Origin of the sequence: Xylophilus rhododendri (assembly GCF_009906855.1) — a bacterium.
GTDB lineage: Bacteria > Pseudomonadota > Gammaproteobacteria > Burkholderiales > Burkholderiaceae_C > Xylophilus > Xylophilus rhododendri.
The window spans coordinates 5248053-5268161 of the sequence record NZ_CP047650.1 but is presented as its reverse complement, the minus strand read 5'-3'; the positions used below and the strand labels follow the sequence as shown (position 1 = coordinate 5268161).

Here is a 20109-nt window from a genome sequence, read left to right as displayed (position 1 = left end):
ATGCCCAAGAAATTCACCTTCCTGCTGGCCCTGCTGGTGGCCCTGGGCCTGCCGCTGGTGCTGCGATCGGGCACGCTGGCCAGCGAGGTTTTGATCTACGCCATGGCGGCGCTGGCCTGCAACCTGCTGCTGGGCTACACGGGGCTGCTGTCCTTCGGCCAGGGCATCTTCTTCGGCCTCGGCAGCTACACCATCGCCATCCTGCTGACCCGCCTGCACCTGCCGATGCCGCTGGCCCTGCTGGCGGCCGTGGCCATGGGCGCGCTCGGCGCGGCGCTGGTGGGCTGGGTGGCGATCCGCCAGCGCGGCACCTACTTCGTGATGCTCACGCTGGCCTTCGCGCAGATGTTCTATTTCGCCGCCTACACGGCTTCGGACCTGACCGGCGGCGACAACGGCCTGCTCGACGTGCCCCGCCCCGGCTTCATGGACACCCCCTGGCGCTACTACGCCTTCGTCGCCCTCCTCTTTCTGCTGACCTTCGGCCTGCTGCTGCGGGTGACCGATTCGATCTTCGGCCGCACCCTGCTGGCCATCCGCGACAACGAAGACCGCGCCGCCGCCGCCGGCTATGACCTGAAGCGCTTCAAGCTGCTGGCCTTCGTCATCTCCGGCTCCGTCACCGGTCTCGCCGGCGGCCTGCATTCGATGATGACCGGCATCGCGCCGCTGTCGAACGCCGAGTACCACACGAGCGAGATGATCCTGCTGATCACCGTCATCGGCGGCACCGGCAACCTCTTCGCCTCGGTGCTCGGCTCCGTCTTCTATGTGCTGCTGGCCGACTGGCTCTCCACCCTGTGGCCGCGCTGGCTGCTGCTGCTGGGCCTCTTGCTGATCGGCGTGAGTGTGGGCATGCAGCGCGGCCTGTGGGGCCTGTGCGAGGCGGCCTGGCGCCGCGTCTTCCAGCGCAAGCCAGCGCAGCCGGCGGTCCGGGGAGAACAAGCATGAGCCAGGACATCCTGATCGAAGCCGTGGGCGTGACCAAGCACTACGGCAAGTTCGCCGCCCTGGGCGGCGTGGACCTGAAGATCCGCCGCAACACGGTGCATTCGGTGATCGGCCCCAACGGCGCCGGCAAGACCACCCTCTTCGCCATGCTGACCGGCACCGGCAGCACCACCGGCGGCCAGATCCTGTTCGACGGCCAGGACGTCACCGCCCTGCCCGCCCACCGCCGGGTGCAGCGCGGCATGGCGCGCTCCTTCCAGGTGACCAGCCTGTTCGGCAGCCTGTCGGTGCGCGAGAACCTGCGGGTAGCGGCGCAAGGCATCGCGCCGGGCCGGGCGATGAACTGCTGGCGAGCACCGGTCGGCGACCTGTCCGCCGGCGACACCGTGGCCGAGGTGCTGCAGCGCGTCGGCCTGGAGCGCCTGGCGGGCACGGCGGCCAGCGAACTCTCGCACGGCCAGCAGCGCCGGCTGGAAGTCGGCATGGCGCTTGCAGCGAAGCCGCAAGCGATCTTCCTGGACGAGCCGACCTCCGGCATGGGCATCGACGACCTGGACGACATGAAACGCCTGATCGCCAGCCTGCGCGACCAGCACACCGTGGTGCTGATCGAGCACAACATGAACATCGTGATGGACATCTCCGACACCGTCACCGTGATGCAGCTTGGCCGGGTGCTGGCCGAGGGCCTGCCGGGCGAGATCCGCTCCGACGCGCGGGTGCGCAGCGCCTACCTCGGCAACATGATCACCGGAGGCCAGGCATGAGCACGCCCATCCTCGAAGTGCAGGCCCTGCACGCCCATTACGGCAAGAGCCATGTGCTGCAGGGCGTGAGCCTGCGGGTCGGCCAGGCCGAGCTGGTCACCCTGCTGGGGCGCAACGGCGCGGGCAAGTCGACCACGCTCAAAAGCATCGCCGGCGCCGTCACGCCCAGCGGCGGGCAGGTGCGTTTCCAGGGCCGCGACATCGCCGGCCAGCCGGCCCACCGCATCGCCGCGCAGGGCATCTGCCTGGTGCCCGAGAACCGCGGCATCTTCAAGCTGCTGACGGTGGAGGAGAACCTGCTGCTGGGCCGCCGACGCGAATCGCCCTGGCAGCTGGACGACATCTACCGCATCTTCCCGCGCCTGAAGGAGCGGCGTCGCAACGGCGGCGCCAATCTCTCGGGCGGCGAACAGCAGATGCTGGCCATCGGCCGGGCGCTGATGAACCATCCGCGCCTGCTGATCCTGGACGAGCCGGTCGAAGGCCTGGCGCCCGTCATCGTCGAGGAGATCGTGGCGCAACTGAAGACCATCAAGGCCGCCGGTGTGGCCATCCTGCTGGTCGAGCAGAACCTGGAAGTCTGCGTACAGCTGGCCGACCGCCACTACATCGTCGAGCAGGGCCGCGTGGTGCACGAGGCGGGCAATGCCGCCTTCATCGCCGACCACGAGGTCAAGGACCGCTATCTGGGCGTCGGCCTGGCTTGACCACCCCCCATTCGCAGGAGTCCCCCATGACCACCTCCACCACCGCCCTCCCCGCCACCGCGCTGCGCATCGACGGCGCTCGCCTCTGGGATTCGCTGATGCAGCTGGCCCGCATCGGCGCCACCGAAAAAGGCGGCGTCTGCCGCCTGGCGCTGACCGAACTCGACGGCCAGGGCCGCGACCTCTTCGTGCGCTGGGCCAAAGAGGCCGGCTGCAGCATCCGCATCGACGCCATCGGCAACATCTTCGCCCGCCGCGCCGGCCGCGACGACAGCCTGCCGCCGATCACCACCGGCAGCCATATCGACACCCAGCCCACCGGCGGCAAGTTCGACGGCAACTACGGCGTGCTGGCCGGGCTGGAGGTGATCCGCTCGCTCAACGATGCGGGCCTGGTCACCCAGGCGCCGCTGGAGATCGCCGTCTGGACCAACGAGGAAGGCTCGCGTTTCGTGCCGGTGATGATGGGCTCGGGTGTCTTCACCGGCGCCTTCACCCTGGAACATGCCCTGGCCCAGCGCGACCAGTCGGGCACCAGCGTGGCCGAGGCGCTGCAGGCCATCGGCTATGCGGGCCCCGCGCTGGCATCGGCCGACGTCTCGCCGGTGGGCGCGTATTTCGAGGCGCATATCGAACAGGGCCCGGTGCTGGAAGCCAACCGGCAGGTGATCGGCGTGGTCGAGGGCGCCCTCGGCCAGCGCTGGTACGACCTGGTGCTGCAGGGCATGGAAGCCCATGCCGGCCCCACGCCGATGGAGCTGCGCCGCGACGCGCTGCTGGCCGCCTCGGAGATCGTGCTGGAAGTCAACCGCATCGCCCTCGACCATGCGCCGCATGCCCGCGGCACGGTGGGCTTCATCGACTCCTATCCCAACTCGCGCAACGTCATCCCCGGCCGGGTGCGTATGAGCGTGGATTTCCGCGCGGCCGACGACGCGGTGCTCTCGGCCATGGACGCCGAACTGAAGGCCGCGGTGCAGCGCTCCGCCGCCGCCCGCAAGGTGGAGGCTTCGGTCGAACAGGTGGTGTATTTCCCGCCGCAGCCCTTCGCGCCCGAACTGGTGGCCGCCGTGCGCGATGCCGCGCAGGCCCAGGGCCTGGGCTGGATGGACATCGTCAGCGGCGCCGGCCACGACGCCGTCTACCTGGCCCGTGTCTGCCCCACCGCCATGATCTTCGTGCCCTGCCTGGACGGCATCAGCCACAACGAGATCGAGGATGCCGAGCCCGCGCACCTCGAAGCCGGCTGCAACGTGCTGCTGCAGGCCATGGTGGCCAGCGCCGGAGGTGCCCGGTGAAAGTCCTGATCGCCCGCCTCAACCACGAGACCAATACCTTCTCGCCGGTGCCCACGCCGCTGTCGGCCTTCGGGCCCGACGGCCCGACCTTCGGCGAGCAGGCTTATCGTGACAACAAGGGCATGCGCACCGCCATGTCGGCCTTCATCGACCTGGCGGAAGCGGCGGGTGCCGAAATCGTCACCCCGGTCTCGGCCTCGGCCAATCCCAGCGGGCCGGTGGATGCAGCCGCCTATGACTTGCTCACCCAATGCATCGTCGATGCCGCGCCGGGCTGCGACGCCCTGCTGCTCGACCTGCACGGCGCCATGGTGGCGCAGAACAGCCCCGACGGCGAAGGCGATCTGCTGCGCCGCCTGCGCCAGGCCCTGCCCGGCGTGCCGATCGCCGTGGCGCTGGACCTGCACGCCAACGTGACGCCGGCCATGGTGGACAACGCCGACGTGATCGTCGGCTTCAAGACCTATCCCCACATCGACATGTACGAGACCGGCGAACATGCCGGCCGACTGATGTTCGAGAAGCTCGCCGGCCGCCGCGAGCCGGTCACCCGCTGGCATGCCCTGCCGCTGATGGCCCACACCCTGCGCAGCGCCTCCTTCACCGGCGCCATGCAGCGGGCCATCGACGCCGCGCGCGCGGCCGAGGCGAGCGGAACGCTGGCCGCGTCGATCTTCGCCGGCTTCTCGCTGGCCGATATCGAGGCGCCCTGCATGAGTGTCATCGTCGTGGACGATTCCGCCGAAAAGGCCCAGGCCACGGCCGACCGCATCGCCGGGCAGATCTGGGCCGAACGTGAGCAGTTCATCTACCGCAGCGAAGCGCTGGCCGATTCGGTGGCGCGCGCCCGCAAAATGGCCGAGGGCCAGAGCCGGCCGGTGCTGCTGCTGGACCATGGGGACAACTGCATGTCCGGCGGCAGCTGCGACACCATGGACGTGCTGCAGGAAGCACTGGCCCAGGGCCTGGACGGCATCGGCGTCGGCCCGCTGTGCGATCCCGAGGCGGTGGCCCAGCTGATCGCGGCGGGTGAAGGTGCGAAAGTGACGGTGGCGCTGGGCAACAAGGTCTCGCTGGCCGGCATCGGCCTGTCGAAGACACCGGTGGTGCTGACCGGCACCGTGCGCAGCATCTGCGACGGCGACTACATCATCAGCGGCCCCACCTACACCGGCCAGCGCAGCAGCATGGGGCGCACCGTGCTCTTCGACATCGGCGCCGCCCGCATCGTGGTGACCGAACGCACGCAGGAGCCCTGGGACCTGGGTGTCTTCACCTGCACCGGACTGGACCCGCGCACCGAACGTTTCCTGCTGTTGAAGTCCCGCATGTACTGCCGGCCGGTGTTCGGACCGATCTCGGCCGGGCTGGTGGAATGCGACAGCCCGGGCGTGACCAGTTCCGACTACAGCCTGTTCCCCTTCTCCAAGGTCCGGCACCCGGTGTTTCCGCTGGACCTCGCTGCCGCTTAAGCCACGGGCTCGGGCTCCGGCTTGCGTGTGCGCTCGGCCTGCGAGCGCAGCGGGATCTCCGGCACGAAGAGCGTGGCCAGCAAGGCCAGCAGGCAGACCAGGGTGCCGGCGCCGATCACACCCTTGACGGCGGTGGTGACGGTGGTGCGCACGGCGGCATCCACCGCCGGTGCTGCCGAAGTGCCGCCCGGCACATGGCTGGCCAGGGCCATGCGCTCCAGTTCGGCCAGGGTCAAGGTGTGCACCACCGCGCCCGGCTGTGCTGGCTCGGTGGGCGCCACGCTGCCGACCGCCAGCTGGTGCGTCAGCACCGCGCCGAAGATCGCCACGCCGATGGTCGAGCCCACCTGCCGGAAGAACTGCCCGGCACTGGTCACCACCCCCAGGTAGCGCCGCTCCACCGCGTTCTGCATGGCGATGTTGAACACGCTCTGCGCCGGCCCCAGGCCGATGCCCAGCAGCGCCACCCGCCACACCAGGCCCCAGATGCCGGCATCGACCGGCAGGCGCGACAGCAGGAAGGCGCCCACCGTGGTCAGCGCCGCGCCGCCCACCATCACCGCCTTGTAGCGGCCCACCCGCCCCACGAACAGTCCGCTGAGCGAGGCCGCGGCGATCAGGCCCAAGGTCAGCGGCAGCATGACCAGGCCGCTGGTCGTCGCCGGCATGCCCTGGCCGAGCTGGATCAGCAGCGGCAGGAAGGAGGCCAGGCCCATGAAGGCCATGAAGATCAGGCAGGAGGCGAGGCTGGCCGTGGCGAAGACCCGGTTGCGGAACAGCGAGAGCGCCACGATGGGGTTGTCCACCCGCGACTCCACCACCAGCAGGGCCACGAAACCGGCCAGCGCCAGCCCGAACAGCCCCAGCACCGGCGCCGAAGCCCAGCCCCGCGTGCCGCCCCAGCTCAGCGCCAGCAGCAGCGGGATGAAGGTGGTCAGCAGCAAGGCGGCACCGGCGAAGTCGATGCGTCCGCCGATGCGGTGCGTCAGCGGCGGTGTCTTCACCAGGATCATGAACAGCGCCAGCGCCCCCAGCGGCAGGTTGATGTAGAACACCCAGCGCCAGCCCGCCACCTCGTGGCCCAGCAGCTGCACGCTGCCCATGTCGGTGAAGAAGCCGCCCAGCACCGGCCCGACCACGCTGGCCAGCCCGAACACCGAGCCGAACAGCCCGCCCAGCTTGGCCCGCTCGCGCGGCGGATAGAGGTCGGCGATGAGGGCGAAGGCGCTGGTGATCAGGGCCGCGCCGCCCAGGCCCTGGAGGGCCCGGAACACGATCAGCTGCACCATGCCGCCGCCCAGCAGCGGCAGCGCGCCGAACTCGCCGGCCAGCCCGCACAGGGCCGAGCCGGCCAGGAAGATCAGGATGCCGCCCACCAGGATGGGTTTGCGCCCGTAGATGTCGGAGAGCTTGCCGTAGATCGGCACCATCACCGTGGAGGCCAGCAGATAGGCGGTGGTCACCCAGGCATACAGGTCCAGGCCCGAGAGCTGGCTGACGATGCGCGGCATGGCGGTGGCCACGATGGTCTGGTCCAGCGCCGAGAGCATGAAGACGATCATCAGCGCGGCCATGGTGATGCGCCGCTCGGCGGGCGTGAAGGTCTGCGGCGCGGGCGCGGGGGCGGTGGGGGTGTCGGTCATGGGGGCATCTGCGTGGGGACCGGCGATTGTCTTGGCCGGCGGTAAACGCCGCGTGTCCGAACGCAGCCATCCGCCTCGGGTTTCCCCTAGCGTGTAGCCTCGCGGGTTCTTTGGAGGAACGCAGATTTGGATGCCTTGGGAATTAGCTTCGCCATGCTGCTGGCCGTGATCGCCAGCGCATTCGCCGTACGGGTGCTGCCGGTGGCCGTGCCGGTGCCGCTGGTGCAGATCGCCATGGGGGCGGTGATCGCCGGTGTGTTCGGCCGCGGCGTGCGGCTGGAGCCGGAGCTCTTCATGCTGCTCTTCATCCCGCCGCTCCTCTTCCTGGACGGCTGGCGCATCCCGAAGGAAGGCCTGTTCCGCGACCGCGCCACCATCCTGGAGCTGGCCTTCGGGCTGGTGATCTTCACCGTGGTCGGGCTGGGCGCGCTGATCCACTGGATGATCCCGGCCGTGCCCTGGCCGGTGGCCTTCGCGCTGGCGGCCATCGTCTCGCCGACCGATCCGGTGGCGGTGTCGGCCATCACCGCGCGGGTGCCGATGCCGGCGCGGGTGATGCACATCCTGGAGGGCGAGTCGCTGCTCAACGATGCCAGCGGCCTGGTGGCCTTCCGCTTCGCGGTGGCGGCGGCCGTCACCGGCAGCTTCTCGCTGGCCTCGGCCACGCTGTCCTTCCTCTGGGTGGCGGTGGCGGGGCTGGCGGTGGGCGCCGGTTTCACCTGGCTGGTGACGGCGGCGCGCGACCGCTTCTCGCGCCGCTTCGGCGAGGAGCCCGGCGCGCAGATCCTGATGAGCCTGCTGATCCCCTTCGGCGCCTACGAGGCGGCGGCGCTGGTGCATGCCTCCGAGATCCTGGCGGCCGTGGCGGCCGGCGTGATGATGAGTTATGCCGAGCTGTCGGGCCGGGCCTCGGCCGTCACCCGGGTGCAGCGCACTGCCGTGTGGAACACGCTGCAGTTCGCGCTCAACGGCATCATGTTCGTGCTGCTGGGCGAGCAGTTGCCGGACATCTTCCGCGGCGCGGTCGGCGTGGTGGAGCAGACCGGCCACGAAAATCCCTGGTGGCTGCTGGCCTACGCCCTGGCGATCAGCGCGGCGCTGGCGCTGCTGCGTTTCGCCTGGGTCTGGGTGTCGCTGCAGATCTCCATGCGCACGGCCGCCCGCCACGGCCGGCAGGCGCCCAAGGCCAGCCTGCGCATGATCGCGGCGGTGTCGCTGGCCGGCGTGCGCGGCGCCATCACCCTGGCCGGCGTGCTGACGCTGCCGGTGGCGCTGGCCGACGGCTCGGCCTTTCCGGCGCGCGACCTGGCGATCTTCCTGGCGGCGACGGTGATCATCGTCTCGCTGATCGTCGCCAGCATCGGCCTGCCGCGCCTGCTGAACGGGCTGGAGGTGCCGCCCGAGACCGAGCACCATGCCCAGCAGGACCTGGCCCACCAGGCGGCCCGGCGGGCCGGCATCGTGGCCATCGAGAAGAAGCTGCGCCAGCTGGTCGAGGCCCATCCCCAGACCGATCCGCAGCTCTATACCGAGGTGGCCAGCCGCATCATCGAATCGCTGACGCCGCAGGCCGCCCTGCCCGAGGGCGACACCGATGCCGCCCGCCGGGACAAGCAGCGCGCCATCGCCCAGGTGCTGCATGTGGCGGCGCTGCAGGCTTCGCGCGAGGAACTGTTCCGGCTGGCGCGCAGGCGCGAGATATCCGACGAGGTCTGCCGCGAGGTGGTGCGCAAGCTGGACCTGCAGGAAGCCCGCCTGGCTTGAACACGACAAGTGCCGGGAAATAACATCGACCAACGCGGGATATTTATCCTTGCATTATTGAGAATATCTTTCGAATGTAGCCCGCTTATTTCTTGAACCTCCTGTTTACATTCCAGCGACCCAACTGGAGTAAACCGATGAAAATCCGGCTTCTGGCAACATTCGTCCTGGTTCATTTTCTCGCGGCATGCGGCGGCTCCGATGGAGACGCATATGTCAGCCCGCCGCGGCAGGTGGTCTCCTTCGGGGACAGCCTGTCGGATGTGGGCACCTATGCCGTCAACGGCAGCCCCCCGGTCGGCCCGCTGCGCTTCGCGGCCGGGCGCTACACCACCAACCCGGGCGCCGTCTGGACCGAACTGGTCGCCGCCTACTATGGCGACCGGCTCACGCCAGCGCTGCAGGGCGGTTTCGGCGATGCGCCGGTGAATCTGCAGGGCCTGGGTTTCGCACAGGGCGGCGCACGGGTTTCGGCGCCGGGCGCCAGCGATTATTCGGACTCGCTCGCGCAACCGCTCACCAGCCAGCTCGACCATTACCTTTCGGCCTATGGCGGCTTCAACCCCAATCAGCTGATTCTGTTGCAGGGAGGCGGCAACGACATTATCCATGCCGTGATTGCCGCGGCTTACGGCTATATCCCGCAGGACGCCGTGGCGCCGCTGGTCGCCGCTGCCGCCACCGATCTGGCGCGGCTGGTGGACCGTGTGGCCGCGGCCGGCGGCCAGAACATCGCGGTGCTGAACATGTCCGATATCGGCGCCTCGCCTTTCGCGGTGCAGAACCCGGACCTGGCGGGCGCGCTCTCGCAGATGACCCAGCTGTTCAACGACACCCTGCAGGCCCAGTTGGGCGTCCAGCCCAAGCCGGCGCATTTCGTGTTGATCGATGCCTACGGCTTCTACGCCGACGCGCTGGCGCGTTACCGGCAATACGGCTTCCAGGTCGCCAACACCGATGTGGCCTGCAGCCTGCCGGCCATCCTGAACGAGGCGGCGCAGCTGGGCGTGCCCGATCCGCAGGCCTTCGTGGAGAACCATGGCTGGGCGCTGCTCTGCTCGGCCAGCACCCTGGTCGCGCCGCAGGCGGACCAGACGTACATGTTCGCCGACCACCTGCATCCGGCCAGCCGCATGCAGGCGCTGCTCGCCGGCTTCGTCGAGGCGCAGCTGAGCGCCCGCGGGATCTGATCAGGCCGGCAGGGGCCGGTCGGGCAGCGGGATGAATTCGATGTCGCCCGGCACCTCGCCCATGGCGCCGGCCGCCCAGTCCTGCGCGGCCTGGCGCACCCGTTCCTTGCGGGTGGAGACGAAGTTCCACCACAGGTAGCGGTGTTCGAGCAGGGCATCGCCGCCGACCACCACCAGGCGCACCGGCGCGGCGGCTTCCAGCAGGGCGCCGCTGTCGGGCGGCAGCACCGACATCGAAGCAGTCGGCAAGGCCTCGCCATCCACCGTGACGCTGCCGGCGACCGGATAGACCGCCAGTTCCTGGGCCAGCGCCGGCAGCTCCAGCCGTCCGCCGACGGGCATTTCGATATCGAGGAACACCGTGCCGCCGGCCGCCGGCACCGGCGACTTCACGCCGAAGACCTCGCCGATCAGCACCCGGATCGCCACACCGTAGCGCACCAGCGCCGGGATCTCGGCCGCGGCCACATGGGTGAAGGAAGGATCGGACTCCTCCAGCGCCGCCGGCAGCGCCGCCCACAGCTGCAGGCCGTGGTTGGTGTAGATGCTGTGCTGGAGCCGCTCGGGCCGGCGCTCCGAATGCACGATGCCGCGGCCGGCACTCATCCAGTTGACGGCGCCGGGCTCGATGACCTGGTCGGAGCCGATGCTGTCGCGGTGGTGGATCGCACCCTCGAACAGATAGGTCACCGTGGCCAGCCCGATATGCGGATGCGGCCGCACGTCGTGCAGCTCCTCCGGCCGTTCTTCGGCAGGCCCGAAGTGGTCGAAGAAGATGAAGGGGCCGACCGAGCGTTTGGCCGCGGCCGGCAAGGTGCGCCGCACCACGAAACCACCGCCCAGGTCGTGCGACTTGGGAACCAGGGTGAGATGGTCCGCAGAGGCGGCGCTCATGCTCAGGCCGCCTTGCTCAGGCGGGCGGCGATGGAAGCCACGCGCTCGCCGTAGAGGCGGCCGGTTTCCAGGTCGCCCGGCAGCATCTCGGCCACGCTGGCGTCCGACGGGCTCTGCGCCAGAGCGCCGATGGAGCCGCCCAGGTTGTTCACGTCGTTGCGCTGCGCCGCCTTGGCGTTCGAGGGCAGCTTGCCCAGGCTGACCCAGACGCCGCCGTGCTGCGAGGCCAGGGTGACGAAGTAGGCCAGGGTCGAGCCCTTGTCGCCGTTGAGGCTGGCGCTGTTGGTGAAGCCGCCGAAGACCTTGTCCTGCCAGGCGCGGCCGAACCAGGGCTTGGACGACGCGTCGGCGAACTTCTTGAACTGCCAGCTCGCGCCGCCCATGTAGGTCGGCGAGCCGAAGATGATGGCGTCGGCCGCGGCCAGGGTCTCCCAGCCGCCTTCGGGCAGGTTGCCTTCGGCGTCGATGGCGATCAGTTCGGCGCCCGCGCCTTCTGCGACGGACTGCGCCAGGCGCTGGGTATGGCCATAGCCGGAATGGAAGACGACAACGGTACGGGTCATGGAAAAACTCCCTGTTGGACTGGTCGAAAAAAAAGACGGGCGCCAGGGCCGGCGTCGGCGCCGACCATAGCAATATTCACGCGATGCTTCAGGCGGCCAGGTCGAAGACCAGCACTTCGGCATCGCGGCCGTGGTCGATCCTGACCGAGGCCTCGGCCTCGATCATCGCGGCGTCGCCGGCATGCAGCTCCACGCCGTTGACGCTGGCCTCGCCGCGCACCAGGTGCACATAGGCCTTGCGTTTCGGATCGATCGTCACCTGGGCGGATTCGGCGCCGTCGAACAGGCCGGCATAGAGCGCGGCGTCGGCGTTGATGTGCACCGAGCCGTCCTGGCCGTCCGACGAGGCCACCAGGCGCAGCCGGCCGCGCTTCTCCTCGGTGGGAAAGGCCTTCTGCTCGTAGCTCGGCGGGATGCCGCGTTTGTCGGGCTCGATCCAGATCTGCAGGAAATGCGTCTGCTTGCCTTCGGCATGGTTGAACTCGCTGTGCTGCACGCCGCTGCCGGCGCTCATGCGCTGCACGTCGCCGGGCGGGATGCCCTTGACGTTGCCCATGCTGTCGCGGTGGGCGAGTTCGCCGTCGAGCACATAGCTGATGATTTCCATGTCGCGGTGGCCATGGGTGCCGAAGCCGCCGCCGGCCGCCACCCGGTCCTCGTTGATCACCCGCAGGTTGCCGAAGCCCATGTGTTGAGGATCGTAGTAGCCGGCGAAGGAAAAGCTGTGGAAGGACTTGAGCCAGCCGTGGTCGGCATAGCCGCGCTCGTTCGAAGGACGGATGGTGAGCATGTCTGACTCCTGCATGTAGCTGCGGCGTTGTGCCGCGATGGACAAACTTTAGGACCGGCAGCCGCCGCCGGGGTGCTCCGCTTTTGATGGCATCATTCAAAAAATTCGAACTCCCAAGCCCTGATCGATGCAATCCGCCCGCGATGTGCTGACGCCCGACACCCTGTCCCTGCTGCAGGCCATCGCCCGGGAAGGCAGCTTCGCCGCCGCCGCCCGCAGCCTGGGCCTGGTGCCCAGCGCGCTCACCTATCGGGTGCGCCAGGTGGAAGACGCGCTGGACGCCCTGCTCTTCGACCGCAGCTCGCGCCAGGCGCGCCTGACCGCCGCCGGCACCGAGCTGCTGCGCGAGGGCGCGCGCCTGCTCGACGAGATCGACGCGGTGGCCAACCGGGTGCGCCGCGTGGCCACGGGCTGGGAGCCGCAACTCACCATCGCCGTCGATGGCCTGATCGAACGGGTCACGGTGATGGAGCTGACCGAGGCCTTCTTCGGCCAGGCGCCGCCGACGCAGCTCAAGCTGCGCGACGAGATCCTCACCGGCACGCTGCAGGCGCTCAACCTGGGGCAGGCGGATCTGGCGATCGGGGTGAATGTGGACATGGCCAACAGCTCGTCGCTGAACTTCCGGCCGCTGGGCTCGGTGGAGTTCATCTACGTGGTGGCGCCGCACCATCCGCTGGCCGAGGTGTCCGGCCTGCTGAGCGATGCCCATCTGCGGGCCCACCGCGCGGTGGCGGTGGCCGATACGGTGCAGCGCGGCGATGCCGCCACCGTCGGCCTGTTCGCGGGGCAGGAGGTGCTGACCGTGCCCTCGATGCAGGCCAAGCTCGATGCCCAGCTGCGCGGGCTGGGGGCGGGCGCCATTCCCGCTCCGCTGGCGCGGCCTTTCGTGAGTTCGGGCCGGCTGGTGGAAAAGAAGCTGGACCGGCCGCCGCGTATCTATCACGTCGGTTATGCCTGGCGCGGCAACAGCCCCGGCCGCGCCCTGCAGTGGTGGCTGCAGCAGCTGGAAAGCCCGGCCACCCGCGCCGCGCTGCTGGACCGGCCGCGTCAGCCGGAGGCGCTGGCGTGAGCGGCCGGGCATATGTCGGGCGTTTCGCGCCCTCGCCCACCGGTCCGCTGCATGCCGGATCGCTGGTCGCCGCCCTGGCCAGCTGGCTGGATGCGCGCGCGCACGGCGGCCGCTGGCTGGTGCGCATCGAGGACGTGGACACCCCGCGCTGCGTGCCCGGCGCGGCCGAACGCATCCTGGCGCAGCTGCAGGCCTGCGCTCTGCTGCCCGACGAAACGCCGGTGCGCCAGACCAGCCGCGGCGCCGCCTACCAGGCCGCGCTCGACGGTCTGCTGAACGCCGGCCTGGCCTACCCCTGCGCCTGCTCGCGCCAGGACATCGCCCGCGCCCAGGCGGCGCGCGGCATCGTGCACCGCCGCCATGCCGCCCTGCCCTATCCCGGCACCTGCCGCGACGGCCTGCAGGGCCGTACGGCCCGGGCCTGGCGGCTGCGCACCGACCGGGCCGCAGCCCCGCTGCGATGGACCGACCGCGCCGCCGGCCCGCAGTCGCAGGACGTGGAGCAGGAGGTCGGCGACTTCGTGCTGCGCCGCGCCGACGGGCTGTGGGCCTACCAGTTGGCCGTGGTCGTGGACGACGCCTGGCAAGGCGTGAGCGACGTGGTGCGCGGCCAGGACCTGCTCGACAACACCGCCCGCCAGATCCTGCTGCAGCAGGCGCTGGGCGTGCCCACGCCGCGTTACCTGCACACCCCGCTGGTGCTGGCGCCGGACGGCGAGAAGCTGTCCAAGCAGAACGGCGCCGAGGCCTTCGACGAGAGCCGCCCCGGCGAGGCATTAAGCGCCGCCGCCCGCCTGCTGGGCCTGCCCCTGCCGCAGTCCGGGCGCGGCCCGGCCGAACTGCTGGCGGGCTGGGTGGAACCCTGGCGGGCCGCCTGGATCGCGCCTTCTACAATCCAGGGGTGAACGCCTCTTCCGACTCTTCCGAGACCCCCCTTTCGCCCGCCGCCCCGGCGCCCGACACCCCAGCAGCACCCCTTGGCGAGGCCGCGGCCCCGGTCTACCGCAAGACCATCAAGAGCTTCGTGCTGCGCACCGGCCGCACCACCACCGGCCAGGCGCGCGCGCTGTCGGAGCTGGGCGGCAAGTTCCTGCTGCCGTATCGGCCAGGCGCCTTCGATCCCGCCGCCGCCTTCAGCCGCACCGCGCCGCTGATCCTGGAGATCGGCTTCGGCATGGGCGAAGCCACCGCCCACATCGCCGCCGTGCGGCCGGACGACAACTTCCTGTGCTGCGAGGTGCACGAGCCCGGCGTCGGCGCCCTGCTCAAGCGCATCGGCGAACAGGACCTGCACAACATCCGCATCCTGCGGCACGACGCGGTCGAGGTCATCGACCACCTGCTGCAGCCCGGCATGCTGGCCGGCGTGCACATCTTCTTTCCCGACCCCTGGCACAAGAAGCGCCACCACAAGCGCCGCCTGGTGCAGCCCGGCTTGATCGCACGCCTGGCCAGCCGCCTGGCGCCCGGCGGCTACCTGCACTGCGCGACCGACTGGCAGCCCTACGCCGAGCAGATGCTCGAAGTGCTGTCGGCCGAGCCGCAACTGGCCAACACGGCAGAGGCCTATGCCGAGCGCCCGGGCTACCGGCCGCTGACCAAGTTCGAGAACCGCGGTCTGCGCCTGGGCCACGGCGTGTGGGACCTGGTGTTCCGCAAGGCCTGACGGCCCGGCGCCGACATCCCCGTGGGTGAGTGGCTGCAGACTTGCGGCCGGCCCGCAGCACATGCGATCATCTTCGATTCAGATGCGTACATGCCTTCCTGGCAAACAGGATCGGGTACGCAAAGTGCATGGGAACAGTCCGACCTGGAATCGAACGCTGGCCATCCGGCGCATGCGTATCGCCGCTGATGACACCAACCAATCCCTCACCGATCCTTCAGCACCTCATCGAGATCACCGGCCACCGTGACCACACGCGGCTCGAGTATTCGGTCATCTCGGCGCTGCGGCATCTGGTGGGCATGCGGGAGGTGCGCAAGCTGGAGTTCTTCGTCGAGAAGGACGTCACCTATGTACGGGCCTTCACCCTGCTGCTGGACGGCGAGATGGTGGCGCCGGACCGCCCCGCCGTGTGCGAGGAACAGTGCCTGCCGCTGGCCAGCTACCCCGAACTGGTCAAGGGTCTGGAGCAGCGCAGCAACAGCGTGCAGCACACCTATGCGGACGGCAGCTATCGGCTGTGGTTCCCGGTGCAGCTCAACGACCGCACCGTGGCCTGCCTGGAGATCGCCACCGACACCGCCTACACCCAGCAGACGCTGGACGTGATCAACGGCATCGTCGAGGTCTACCGCAACTACCAGAGCCTGCTCGACTACAGCGAACGCGACGCCCTCACCGGCCTGTTCAACCGCAAGACCTTCGACGAGCAGTTCTCCCGCCATACCCGCGATGCCGGCACGGCCGCGGCCGCCGGCGAGGACTCCACCGAGGCGCACTGGCTGGCCGTCATCGACATCGACCACTTCAAGCAGGTCAACGACCGCTTCGGCCATGTGTATGGCGACGAGGTGCTGATCCTGGTGGCCAATCTGCTGAAGTCCTCCTTCCGCAGCCAGGACCGCATCTTCCGCTTCGGCGGCGAGGAGTTCGTGGTGCTGCTGCGCCAGGCCTCGCTGGAGCAGGCGCGGCTCATCTTCAATCGGCTGCGCACGAACATCGAGCAGTTCCGCTTTCCGCAGGTCGGGCGGGTGACGATCAGCGTGGGCTTCACCAGCGCCAATGCCGGCGCGCCGGTGGAGATCATGGGCCATGCCGATCAGGCGCTCTACCACGCCAAGGAAAACGGCCGCAACCTGGTCTGCTACTACGAAGAGTTGATGAAGGGCGGCCAGTTGCAGGCAACAGAGGCCGCGCAGAACGACGTCGAATTGTTTTAGACCACCCCAGGCTACGCACTTCGTGTCTTCGCCTCCCCCTCAAGGGGCGGCCCGCTGCTCGGCGTAGCCTCGCCGCCTCGCCCGCTGGGGCGGAGGCGGGCGGGGTTCAGGCTCTTTCCGTGACCCAGGCCTGAACCGACTGCAAGGCCGCCGGCAGCGCCGCCGCATCCGTGCCGCCGGCCATGGCCATGTCCGGCTTGCCGCCGCCCTTGCCACCAACCTGCTGGGCCACGAAGTTCACCAGCTCGCCGGCCTTCACCCGGCCGATGCTGTCGGCGGTGACGCCGGCCGCGATCTGCACCTTGCCGCCCTCGGTGGAGGCCAGCACGATGACGGCGGTCTTGAGCTTGTCCTTGAGTTTGTCCATGGTGTCGCGCAGCACCTTGGCATCGGCGCCCGGCAGCTGGGCGGCCAGCAGCTTCAGGCCCTTGATGTCGATGGCCTGCAGCAGCAGTTCGTCGCCCTGCGAGGAGGCCAGCTTGCCCTTGAGCGCGGCGACTTCCTTCTCCAGCGAACGCACCTGCTCCAGCACCGAACCCAGGCGGCTTTCCAGCTCGGCGGCCGGCGCCTTGAGGGTGGCGGCCACGGTGTGCACCGTGGATTCGAGCTGCTGCAGGTAGGACAGCGCATTGGCGCCGGTCACCGCTTCGATGCGGCGTACGCCCGCGGCCACGCCGGATTCGTTGACCACCTTGAACAGGCCGATGTCGCCGGTGCGCACCACGTGCGTGCCGCCGCAAAGTTCGCGGCTGGAGCCGATGTCGAGCACCCGCACCGTCTCGCCGTACTTCTCGCCGAACAGCATCATGGCGCCGGTCTGCTGGGCCGATTCGATGTCCATCACCCGGGCGGCGACCGCCTCGTTGGCCAGGATCTCGGCATTGACGCGGGCCTCGATCTCGCGCACCTGCGCATCGCTGACCGGCGCGTTGTGGGCGAAGTCGAAACGGGTGCGTTCGGCGTTGACCAGCGAACCCTTCTGCTGCACATGGGTGCCCAGCACCTCGCGCAGCGCCTTGTGCATCAGGTGGGTGACGCTGTGGTTGCGCTGGGTGGCGGCACGCAGCGCCGTATCGACGCGGGCGGTGAGCTTGTCGCCGACCTTGAGCGTGCCCTGGGTCTGGGTGCCGTGGTGGCCGAAGACATCGGCCTTGATCTTCTGCGTGTCGGCCACGCCGAAGAGCACGCCTTCGGCCGCGAGCTGGCCCTGGTCGCCGACCTGGCCGCCGCTCTCGGCATAGAAGGGGGTGGTGTCGAGCACGACGACGCCGCTCTGGCCTTCTGCGAGCTGCTGCACCGGCGTGCCTTCGTGGTAGAGCGCGACCACCGAAGCGGCCTCCTCCAGCATCTCGTAGCCGGTGAACAGGTTGCCGGCGCCGCTGTAGTCCAGCGCACGGTCCATCTTGAACTTGCCGGCCGCGCGGCCCGCGGCCTTCTGACGTTCCATGGCGGCCTTGAAGCCCTCCTCGTCCACGCCCACCTCGCGTTCGCGGCAGACGTCGGCCGACAGGTCCAGCGGGAAGCCGAAGGTGTCGTGCAGCTTGAAGGCCACGTCGCCGGGCAGCACCTTGGCGCCGCCGGCCAGGGCCGCGTCCAGGATCTCCATGCCGTTGGCCAGGGTCTCGAAGAAACGCTCTTCCTCGGTCTTCAGGATGTCGGTGATGCGCTGCTGGTCGGCCTGCAGCTTGGGATAGGCCTCGCCCATCAGCGCCACCAGGTCGGGCACCAGCTTGTGGAAGAAGGGCTTCTTCTGGCCCAGCTTGTAGCCGTGGCGGATCGCCCGGCGCACGATGCGGCGCTGCACATAGCCGCGGCCCTCGTTGCTGGGCACCACGCCGTCGGCCACCAGGAAGGCGGTGGCGCGGATGTGGTCGGCGATCACCCGCAGGCTCTTGTTTTCCAGATCGGTGCAGCCGGTCTCGCGCGAGGCGGCGCGGATCAGCGCCGCGAAGATGTCGATCTCGTAGTTGCTGTGCACATGCTGCAGGATGGCCGCCAGGCGCTCCAGGCCCATGCCGGTGTCCACGCAGGGCGCGGGCAGGCGGCTGACGCTGCCGTCCTCGGCCATGTCGAACTGCATGAACACGTTGTTCCAGATCTCGATGAAGCGGTCGCCGTCCTCATCCGGGCTGCCCGGGGGGCCGCCGGGGATGTGCGGGCCGTGGTCGTAGAAGATCTCCGAGCAGGGGCCGCAGGGGCCGGTGTCGGCCATCATCCAGAAGTTGTCGGACTTGTAGCGGCCGCCCTTGTTGTCGCCGATGCGGATCACACGCTCGGGCGGCAGGCCGATCTCTTTCGTCCAGATGTCGTAGGCCTCGTCGTCCTCTTCGTAGACGGTGGCCAGCAGGCGCTCGGCCGGCAGCTGGTAGACCTCGGTCAGCAGCTCCCAGGCCCACTTCAGCGACTCGCGCTTGAAGTAGTCGCCGAAGCTCCAGTTGCCCAGCATCTCGAAGAAGGTGTGATGGCGCGCGGTGTAGCCGACGTTCTCCAGGTCGTTGTGCTTGCCGCCGGCACGCAGGCAGGCCTGCACCGAGGTGGCACGGTTGTAGGAGCGCTTGTCGCTGCCCAGGAACACGTCCTTGAACTGCACCATGCCGGAGTTGGTGAACATCAGCGTGGGATCGTTGCCCGGCACCAGCGAACTGGAGGGGACCACGGTGTGGCCCTTGCTGGCGAAGAAGTCGAGGAAGCTCTTGCGGATTTCAGCGACGGTAACGGGTGGGGTCGATCGGGTCGTCATGGTGGCGGCAGTGTCGAATGGCAGGCGTCCTGGCGGGCAGGACACCTGCGGGCCGCGGGCGGCTTTCACAAGTGCCGCGGCAGGTCCAGGGCAATCGGCGATTTTAGCCGGCGGCCTGCGCCTTCACCGCCTGCGTCGGCATGACCAGGTCGCGCAGCGAGTGGCCCGAGGCCAGGCGGTCGAAGCCGCGGTTGATGTCTTCCAGCGGCAGGCGCTCGCCCATCAGGCGGTCGATCGGCAGCTTGCCGCGCTGGTAGAGGTCGATGTAGCGCGGGATGTCGCGCGCCGGCACGGCCGATCCGATGTAGCTGCCGCGCAGGGTGCGCTCCTCGGCCACCAGCTGCACCGGCGGCAGCGGGAAACGCAGGGCCGGATGCGGCAGGCCGGCGCTGATGGTCGTGCCGCCGCGGCGGGTGATCTTCCAGGCCAACTCCATGGCGGGCACCGCGCCGGCCATCTCGAAGGCGAAGTCGACGCCGCCGTGGGTGATGTCGCGCACCGCCTCGCTGGCCGCCGGGTCGGAGGCGTTGACGGTGGCGGTGGCGCCCAGCCGCCGCGCCAGCGCCAGCTTGGAGGGGTCGAGGTCGATCGCCACCACGTCGCGTGCACCGGCGGCCACCGCCGCCAGCAGAGCGCTGAACCCCACTCCGCCCAGCCCCAGCACCGCCGCGCGGCTGCCGGCCTGCATGCGCGCGGTATTGACCACCGCGCCCACGCCGGTCAGCACGGCGCAACCGAAGAGCGCGGCCTCGGCATCGCCGATGGTCGAATCGATCTTCACGCAGGAGCGGCGCGAGACCACCGCGTGGTCGGCGAAGCAGGAAACGCCCAGGTGGTGATTCACCGCCTCGCCCCCGCGCGACAGCCGCCGCGCGCCGCCGAGCAGGTGGCCGGCGGCATTGGCATCGGCGCCCGGCTCGCACAGGGCCGGCCGGCCTTCCGCGCAGGGGATGCAGCTGCCGCAGCTGGGCATGAAGACCAGCACCACCCGGTCGCCCGGCCGCAGGTCCGCCACGCCCTGGCCGCATTCGAGCACCTCGCCGCAGGACTCGTGGCCCAGCACCATGGGCACCGGCCGCGGCCGGTCGCCCGAGATCACCGACAGGTCGGAATGGCACAGCCCCGAGGCCAGGATGCGCAGCAGCACCTCGCCCGGCCCGGGCGGCGCCAGATCGACTTCGGCGATCTGCAGCGGCTGGCTCTTGGCGAAGGGCTTGGGCGCTCCGATCTGGGACAGGACAGCGGCACGGATTTTCATGTTGGCATGTACTCACTGGATGGCGGTCCATTGCAGCTTGGCCGACCCATGAGCGTCCAGAGGGGTTTCCCGGCGCAGGGCATTCACGGGGTACGGCGCGGATGCGAGAATCTT

General features: G+C 69.5%; 17 protein-coding genes. 11 read left to right on the top strand and 6 right to left on the bottom strand.

Translation table 11 applies throughout. From position 1 onward, the window contains the following. The 5 genes from GT347_RS24340 to GT347_RS24320 are packed head-to-tail and all read left to right on the top strand — an operon-like array spanning nucleotide 1 to nucleotide 5195. A complete protein-coding gene (locus tag GT347_RS24340) occupies nucleotides 1–951 on the top strand; it encodes a branched-chain amino acid ABC transporter permease (protein ID WP_160554650.1) in 951 nt (316 codons plus the stop codon). Then, a complete protein-coding gene (locus tag GT347_RS24335; protein ID WP_160554649.1) occupies nucleotides 948–1718 on the top strand; it encodes an ABC transporter ATP-binding protein in 771 nt (256 codons plus the stop codon). Before GT347_RS24340 ends, GT347_RS24335 begins: the two co-directional genes overlap by 4 nt. Further along, nucleotides 1715–2425, top strand: coding sequence for an ABC transporter ATP-binding protein (locus GT347_RS24330; protein WP_160554648.1), 711 nt, complete (start codon nucleotides 1715–1717; stop codon nucleotides 2423–2425). Before GT347_RS24335 ends, GT347_RS24330 begins: the two co-directional genes overlap by 4 nt. A 26-nt stretch (nucleotides 2426–2451) precedes the next feature. After that, nucleotides 2452–3723, top strand: coding sequence for a Zn-dependent hydrolase (locus tag GT347_RS24325; RefSeq protein WP_160554647.1), 1272 nt, complete (start codon nucleotides 2452–2454; stop codon nucleotides 3721–3723). Continuing rightward, entirely contained in the window at nucleotides 3720–5195 is a 1476-nt protein-coding gene (locus GT347_RS24320) for a M81 family metallopeptidase (RefSeq protein WP_160554646.1), read from the top strand. Before GT347_RS24325 ends, GT347_RS24320 begins: the two co-directional genes overlap by 4 nt. Here the strand turns inward: GT347_RS24320 and GT347_RS24315 are convergent. Then, on the bottom strand, nucleotides 5192–6838 hold the full coding sequence (locus GT347_RS24315) for an MDR family MFS transporter (RefSeq protein ID WP_160554645.1): 1647 nt from the start codon (nucleotides 6836–6838) through the stop codon (nucleotides 5192–5194). The two genes, GT347_RS24320 and GT347_RS24315, sit on opposite strands and share 4 nt — an antisense overlap. Nucleotides 6839–6973: 135 nt before the next feature. On the opposite strand from GT347_RS24315, the gene GT347_RS24310 reads away from it, so the two are divergent. Next, entirely contained in the window at nucleotides 6974–8602 is a 1629-nt protein-coding gene (locus GT347_RS24310; RefSeq protein WP_407704120.1) for a Na+/H+ antiporter, read from the top strand. Between the two features lie 233 nt (nucleotides 8603–8835). Further along, a complete protein-coding gene (locus GT347_RS24305) occupies nucleotides 8836–9792 on the top strand; it encodes an SGNH/GDSL hydrolase family protein (protein ID WP_160554643.1) in 957 nt (318 codons plus the stop codon). Here GT347_RS24305 and GT347_RS24300 read toward each other — a convergent pair whose 3' ends face one another. From GT347_RS24300 to GT347_RS24290, 3 genes are all read right to left on the bottom strand, one after another. After that, nucleotides 9793–10686, bottom strand: coding sequence for a pirin family protein (locus GT347_RS24300; RefSeq protein ID WP_160554642.1), 894 nt, complete (start codon nucleotides 10684–10686; stop codon nucleotides 9793–9795). Between the two features lie 2 nt (nucleotides 10687–10688). Continuing rightward, nucleotides 10689–11249, bottom strand: coding sequence for a flavodoxin family protein (locus GT347_RS24295; RefSeq protein ID WP_160554641.1), 561 nt, complete (start codon nucleotides 11247–11249; stop codon nucleotides 10689–10691). Nucleotides 11250–11337: 88 nt separating this feature from the next. Continuing rightward, nucleotides 11338–12039, bottom strand: coding sequence for a pirin family protein (locus tag GT347_RS24290; protein WP_160554640.1), 702 nt, complete (start codon nucleotides 12037–12039; stop codon nucleotides 11338–11340). A 127-nt stretch (nucleotides 12040–12166) separates the two neighbouring features. Between GT347_RS24290 and GT347_RS24285 the strand changes: the two genes are divergently transcribed. The 4 genes from GT347_RS24285 to GT347_RS24270 all read left to right on the top strand — a co-directional run bounded on the left by GT347_RS24285 (nucleotide 12167) and on the right by GT347_RS24270 (nucleotide 15997). Beyond that, nucleotides 12167–13111: a LysR family transcriptional regulator gene (locus tag GT347_RS24285; RefSeq protein ID WP_160554639.1), complete on the top strand. Its 945-nt coding sequence runs from the start codon at nucleotides 12167–12169 to the stop codon at nucleotides 13109–13111. Beyond that, nucleotides 13108–14016 carry a tRNA glutamyl-Q(34) synthetase GluQRS gene (gluQRS, locus tag GT347_RS24280; RefSeq protein ID WP_160554638.1) on the top strand — a complete coding sequence of 303 codons (909 nt, stop codon included), beginning with the start codon at nucleotides 13108–13110 and terminating at the stop codon, nucleotides 14014–14016. Before GT347_RS24285 ends, gluQRS begins: the two co-directional genes overlap by 4 nt. Further along, nucleotides 14013–14777 (top strand): tRNA (guanosine(46)-N7)-methyltransferase TrmB, encoded by a 765-nt coding sequence (gene trmB / locus GT347_RS24275; RefSeq protein ID WP_160554637.1) that lies wholly within the window; start codon nucleotides 14013–14015, stop codon nucleotides 14775–14777. Before gluQRS ends, trmB begins: the two co-directional genes overlap by 4 nt. 188 nt (nucleotides 14778–14965) lie before the next feature. Further along, a complete protein-coding gene (locus tag GT347_RS24270; protein ID WP_160554636.1) occupies nucleotides 14966–15997 on the top strand; it encodes a GGDEF domain-containing protein in 1032 nt (343 codons plus the stop codon). Nucleotides 15998–16103: 106 nt separating this feature from the next. Here GT347_RS24270 and alaS read toward each other — a convergent pair whose 3' ends face one another. After that, nucleotides 16104–18737: an alanine--tRNA ligase gene (gene alaS / locus GT347_RS24265; protein WP_160554635.1), complete on the bottom strand. Its 2634-nt coding sequence runs from the start codon at nucleotides 18735–18737 to the stop codon at nucleotides 16104–16106. A 103-nt stretch (nucleotides 18738–18840) separates the two neighbouring features. Continuing rightward, nucleotides 18841–19995 carry a zinc-dependent alcohol dehydrogenase family protein gene (locus GT347_RS24260; protein ID WP_160554634.1) on the bottom strand — a complete coding sequence of 385 codons (1155 nt, stop codon included), beginning with the start codon at nucleotides 19993–19995 and terminating at the stop codon, nucleotides 18841–18843. Nucleotides 19996–20109 lie beyond the last annotated feature (114 nt).

What these genes read in the sequence shown, in the direction of transcription:
- GT347_RS24340 (WP_160554650.1), top strand. Translation starts at nt 1, where the DNA reads ATGCCCAAGAAATTCACCTTCCTGCTGGCCCTGCTGGTGGCCCTGGGC.
- GT347_RS24335 (WP_160554649.1), top strand. Translation starts at nt 948, where the DNA reads ATGAGCCAGGACATCCTGATCGAAGCCGTGGGCGTGACCAAGCACTAC.
- GT347_RS24330 (WP_160554648.1), top strand. Translation starts at nt 1,715, where the DNA reads ATGAGCACGCCCATCCTCGAAGTGCAGGCCCTGCACGCCCATTACGGC.
- GT347_RS24325 (WP_160554647.1), top strand. Translation starts at nt 2,452, where the DNA reads ATGACCACCTCCACCACCGCCCTCCCCGCCACCGCGCTGCGCATCGAC.
- GT347_RS24315 (WP_160554645.1), bottom strand. Translation starts at nt 6,838, where the DNA reads ATGACCGACACCCCCACCGCCCCCGCGCCCGCGCCGCAGACCTTCACG.
- GT347_RS24300 (WP_160554642.1), bottom strand. Translation starts at nt 10,686, where the DNA reads ATGAGCGCCGCCTCTGCGGACCATCTCACCCTGGTTCCCAAGTCGCAC.
- GT347_RS24295 (WP_160554641.1), bottom strand. Translation starts at nt 11,249, where the DNA reads ATGACCCGTACCGTTGTCGTCTTCCATTCCGGCTATGGCCATACCCAG.
- GT347_RS24290 (WP_160554640.1), bottom strand. Translation starts at nt 12,039, where the DNA reads ATGCTCACCATCCGTCCTTCGAACGAGCGCGGCTATGCCGACCACGGC.
- GT347_RS24285 (WP_160554639.1), top strand. Translation starts at nt 12,167, where the DNA reads ATGCAATCCGCCCGCGATGTGCTGACGCCCGACACCCTGTCCCTGCTG.
- GT347_RS24270 (WP_160554636.1), top strand. Translation starts at nt 14,966, where the DNA reads ATGACACCAACCAATCCCTCACCGATCCTTCAGCACCTCATCGAGATC.
- alaS (WP_160554635.1), bottom strand. Translation starts at nt 18,737, where the DNA reads ATGACGACCCGATCGACCCCACCCGTTACCGTCGCTGAAATCCGCAAG.
- GT347_RS24260 (WP_160554634.1), bottom strand. Translation starts at nt 19,995, where the DNA reads ATGAAAATCCGTGCCGCTGTCCTGTCCCAGATCGGAGCGCCCAAGCCC.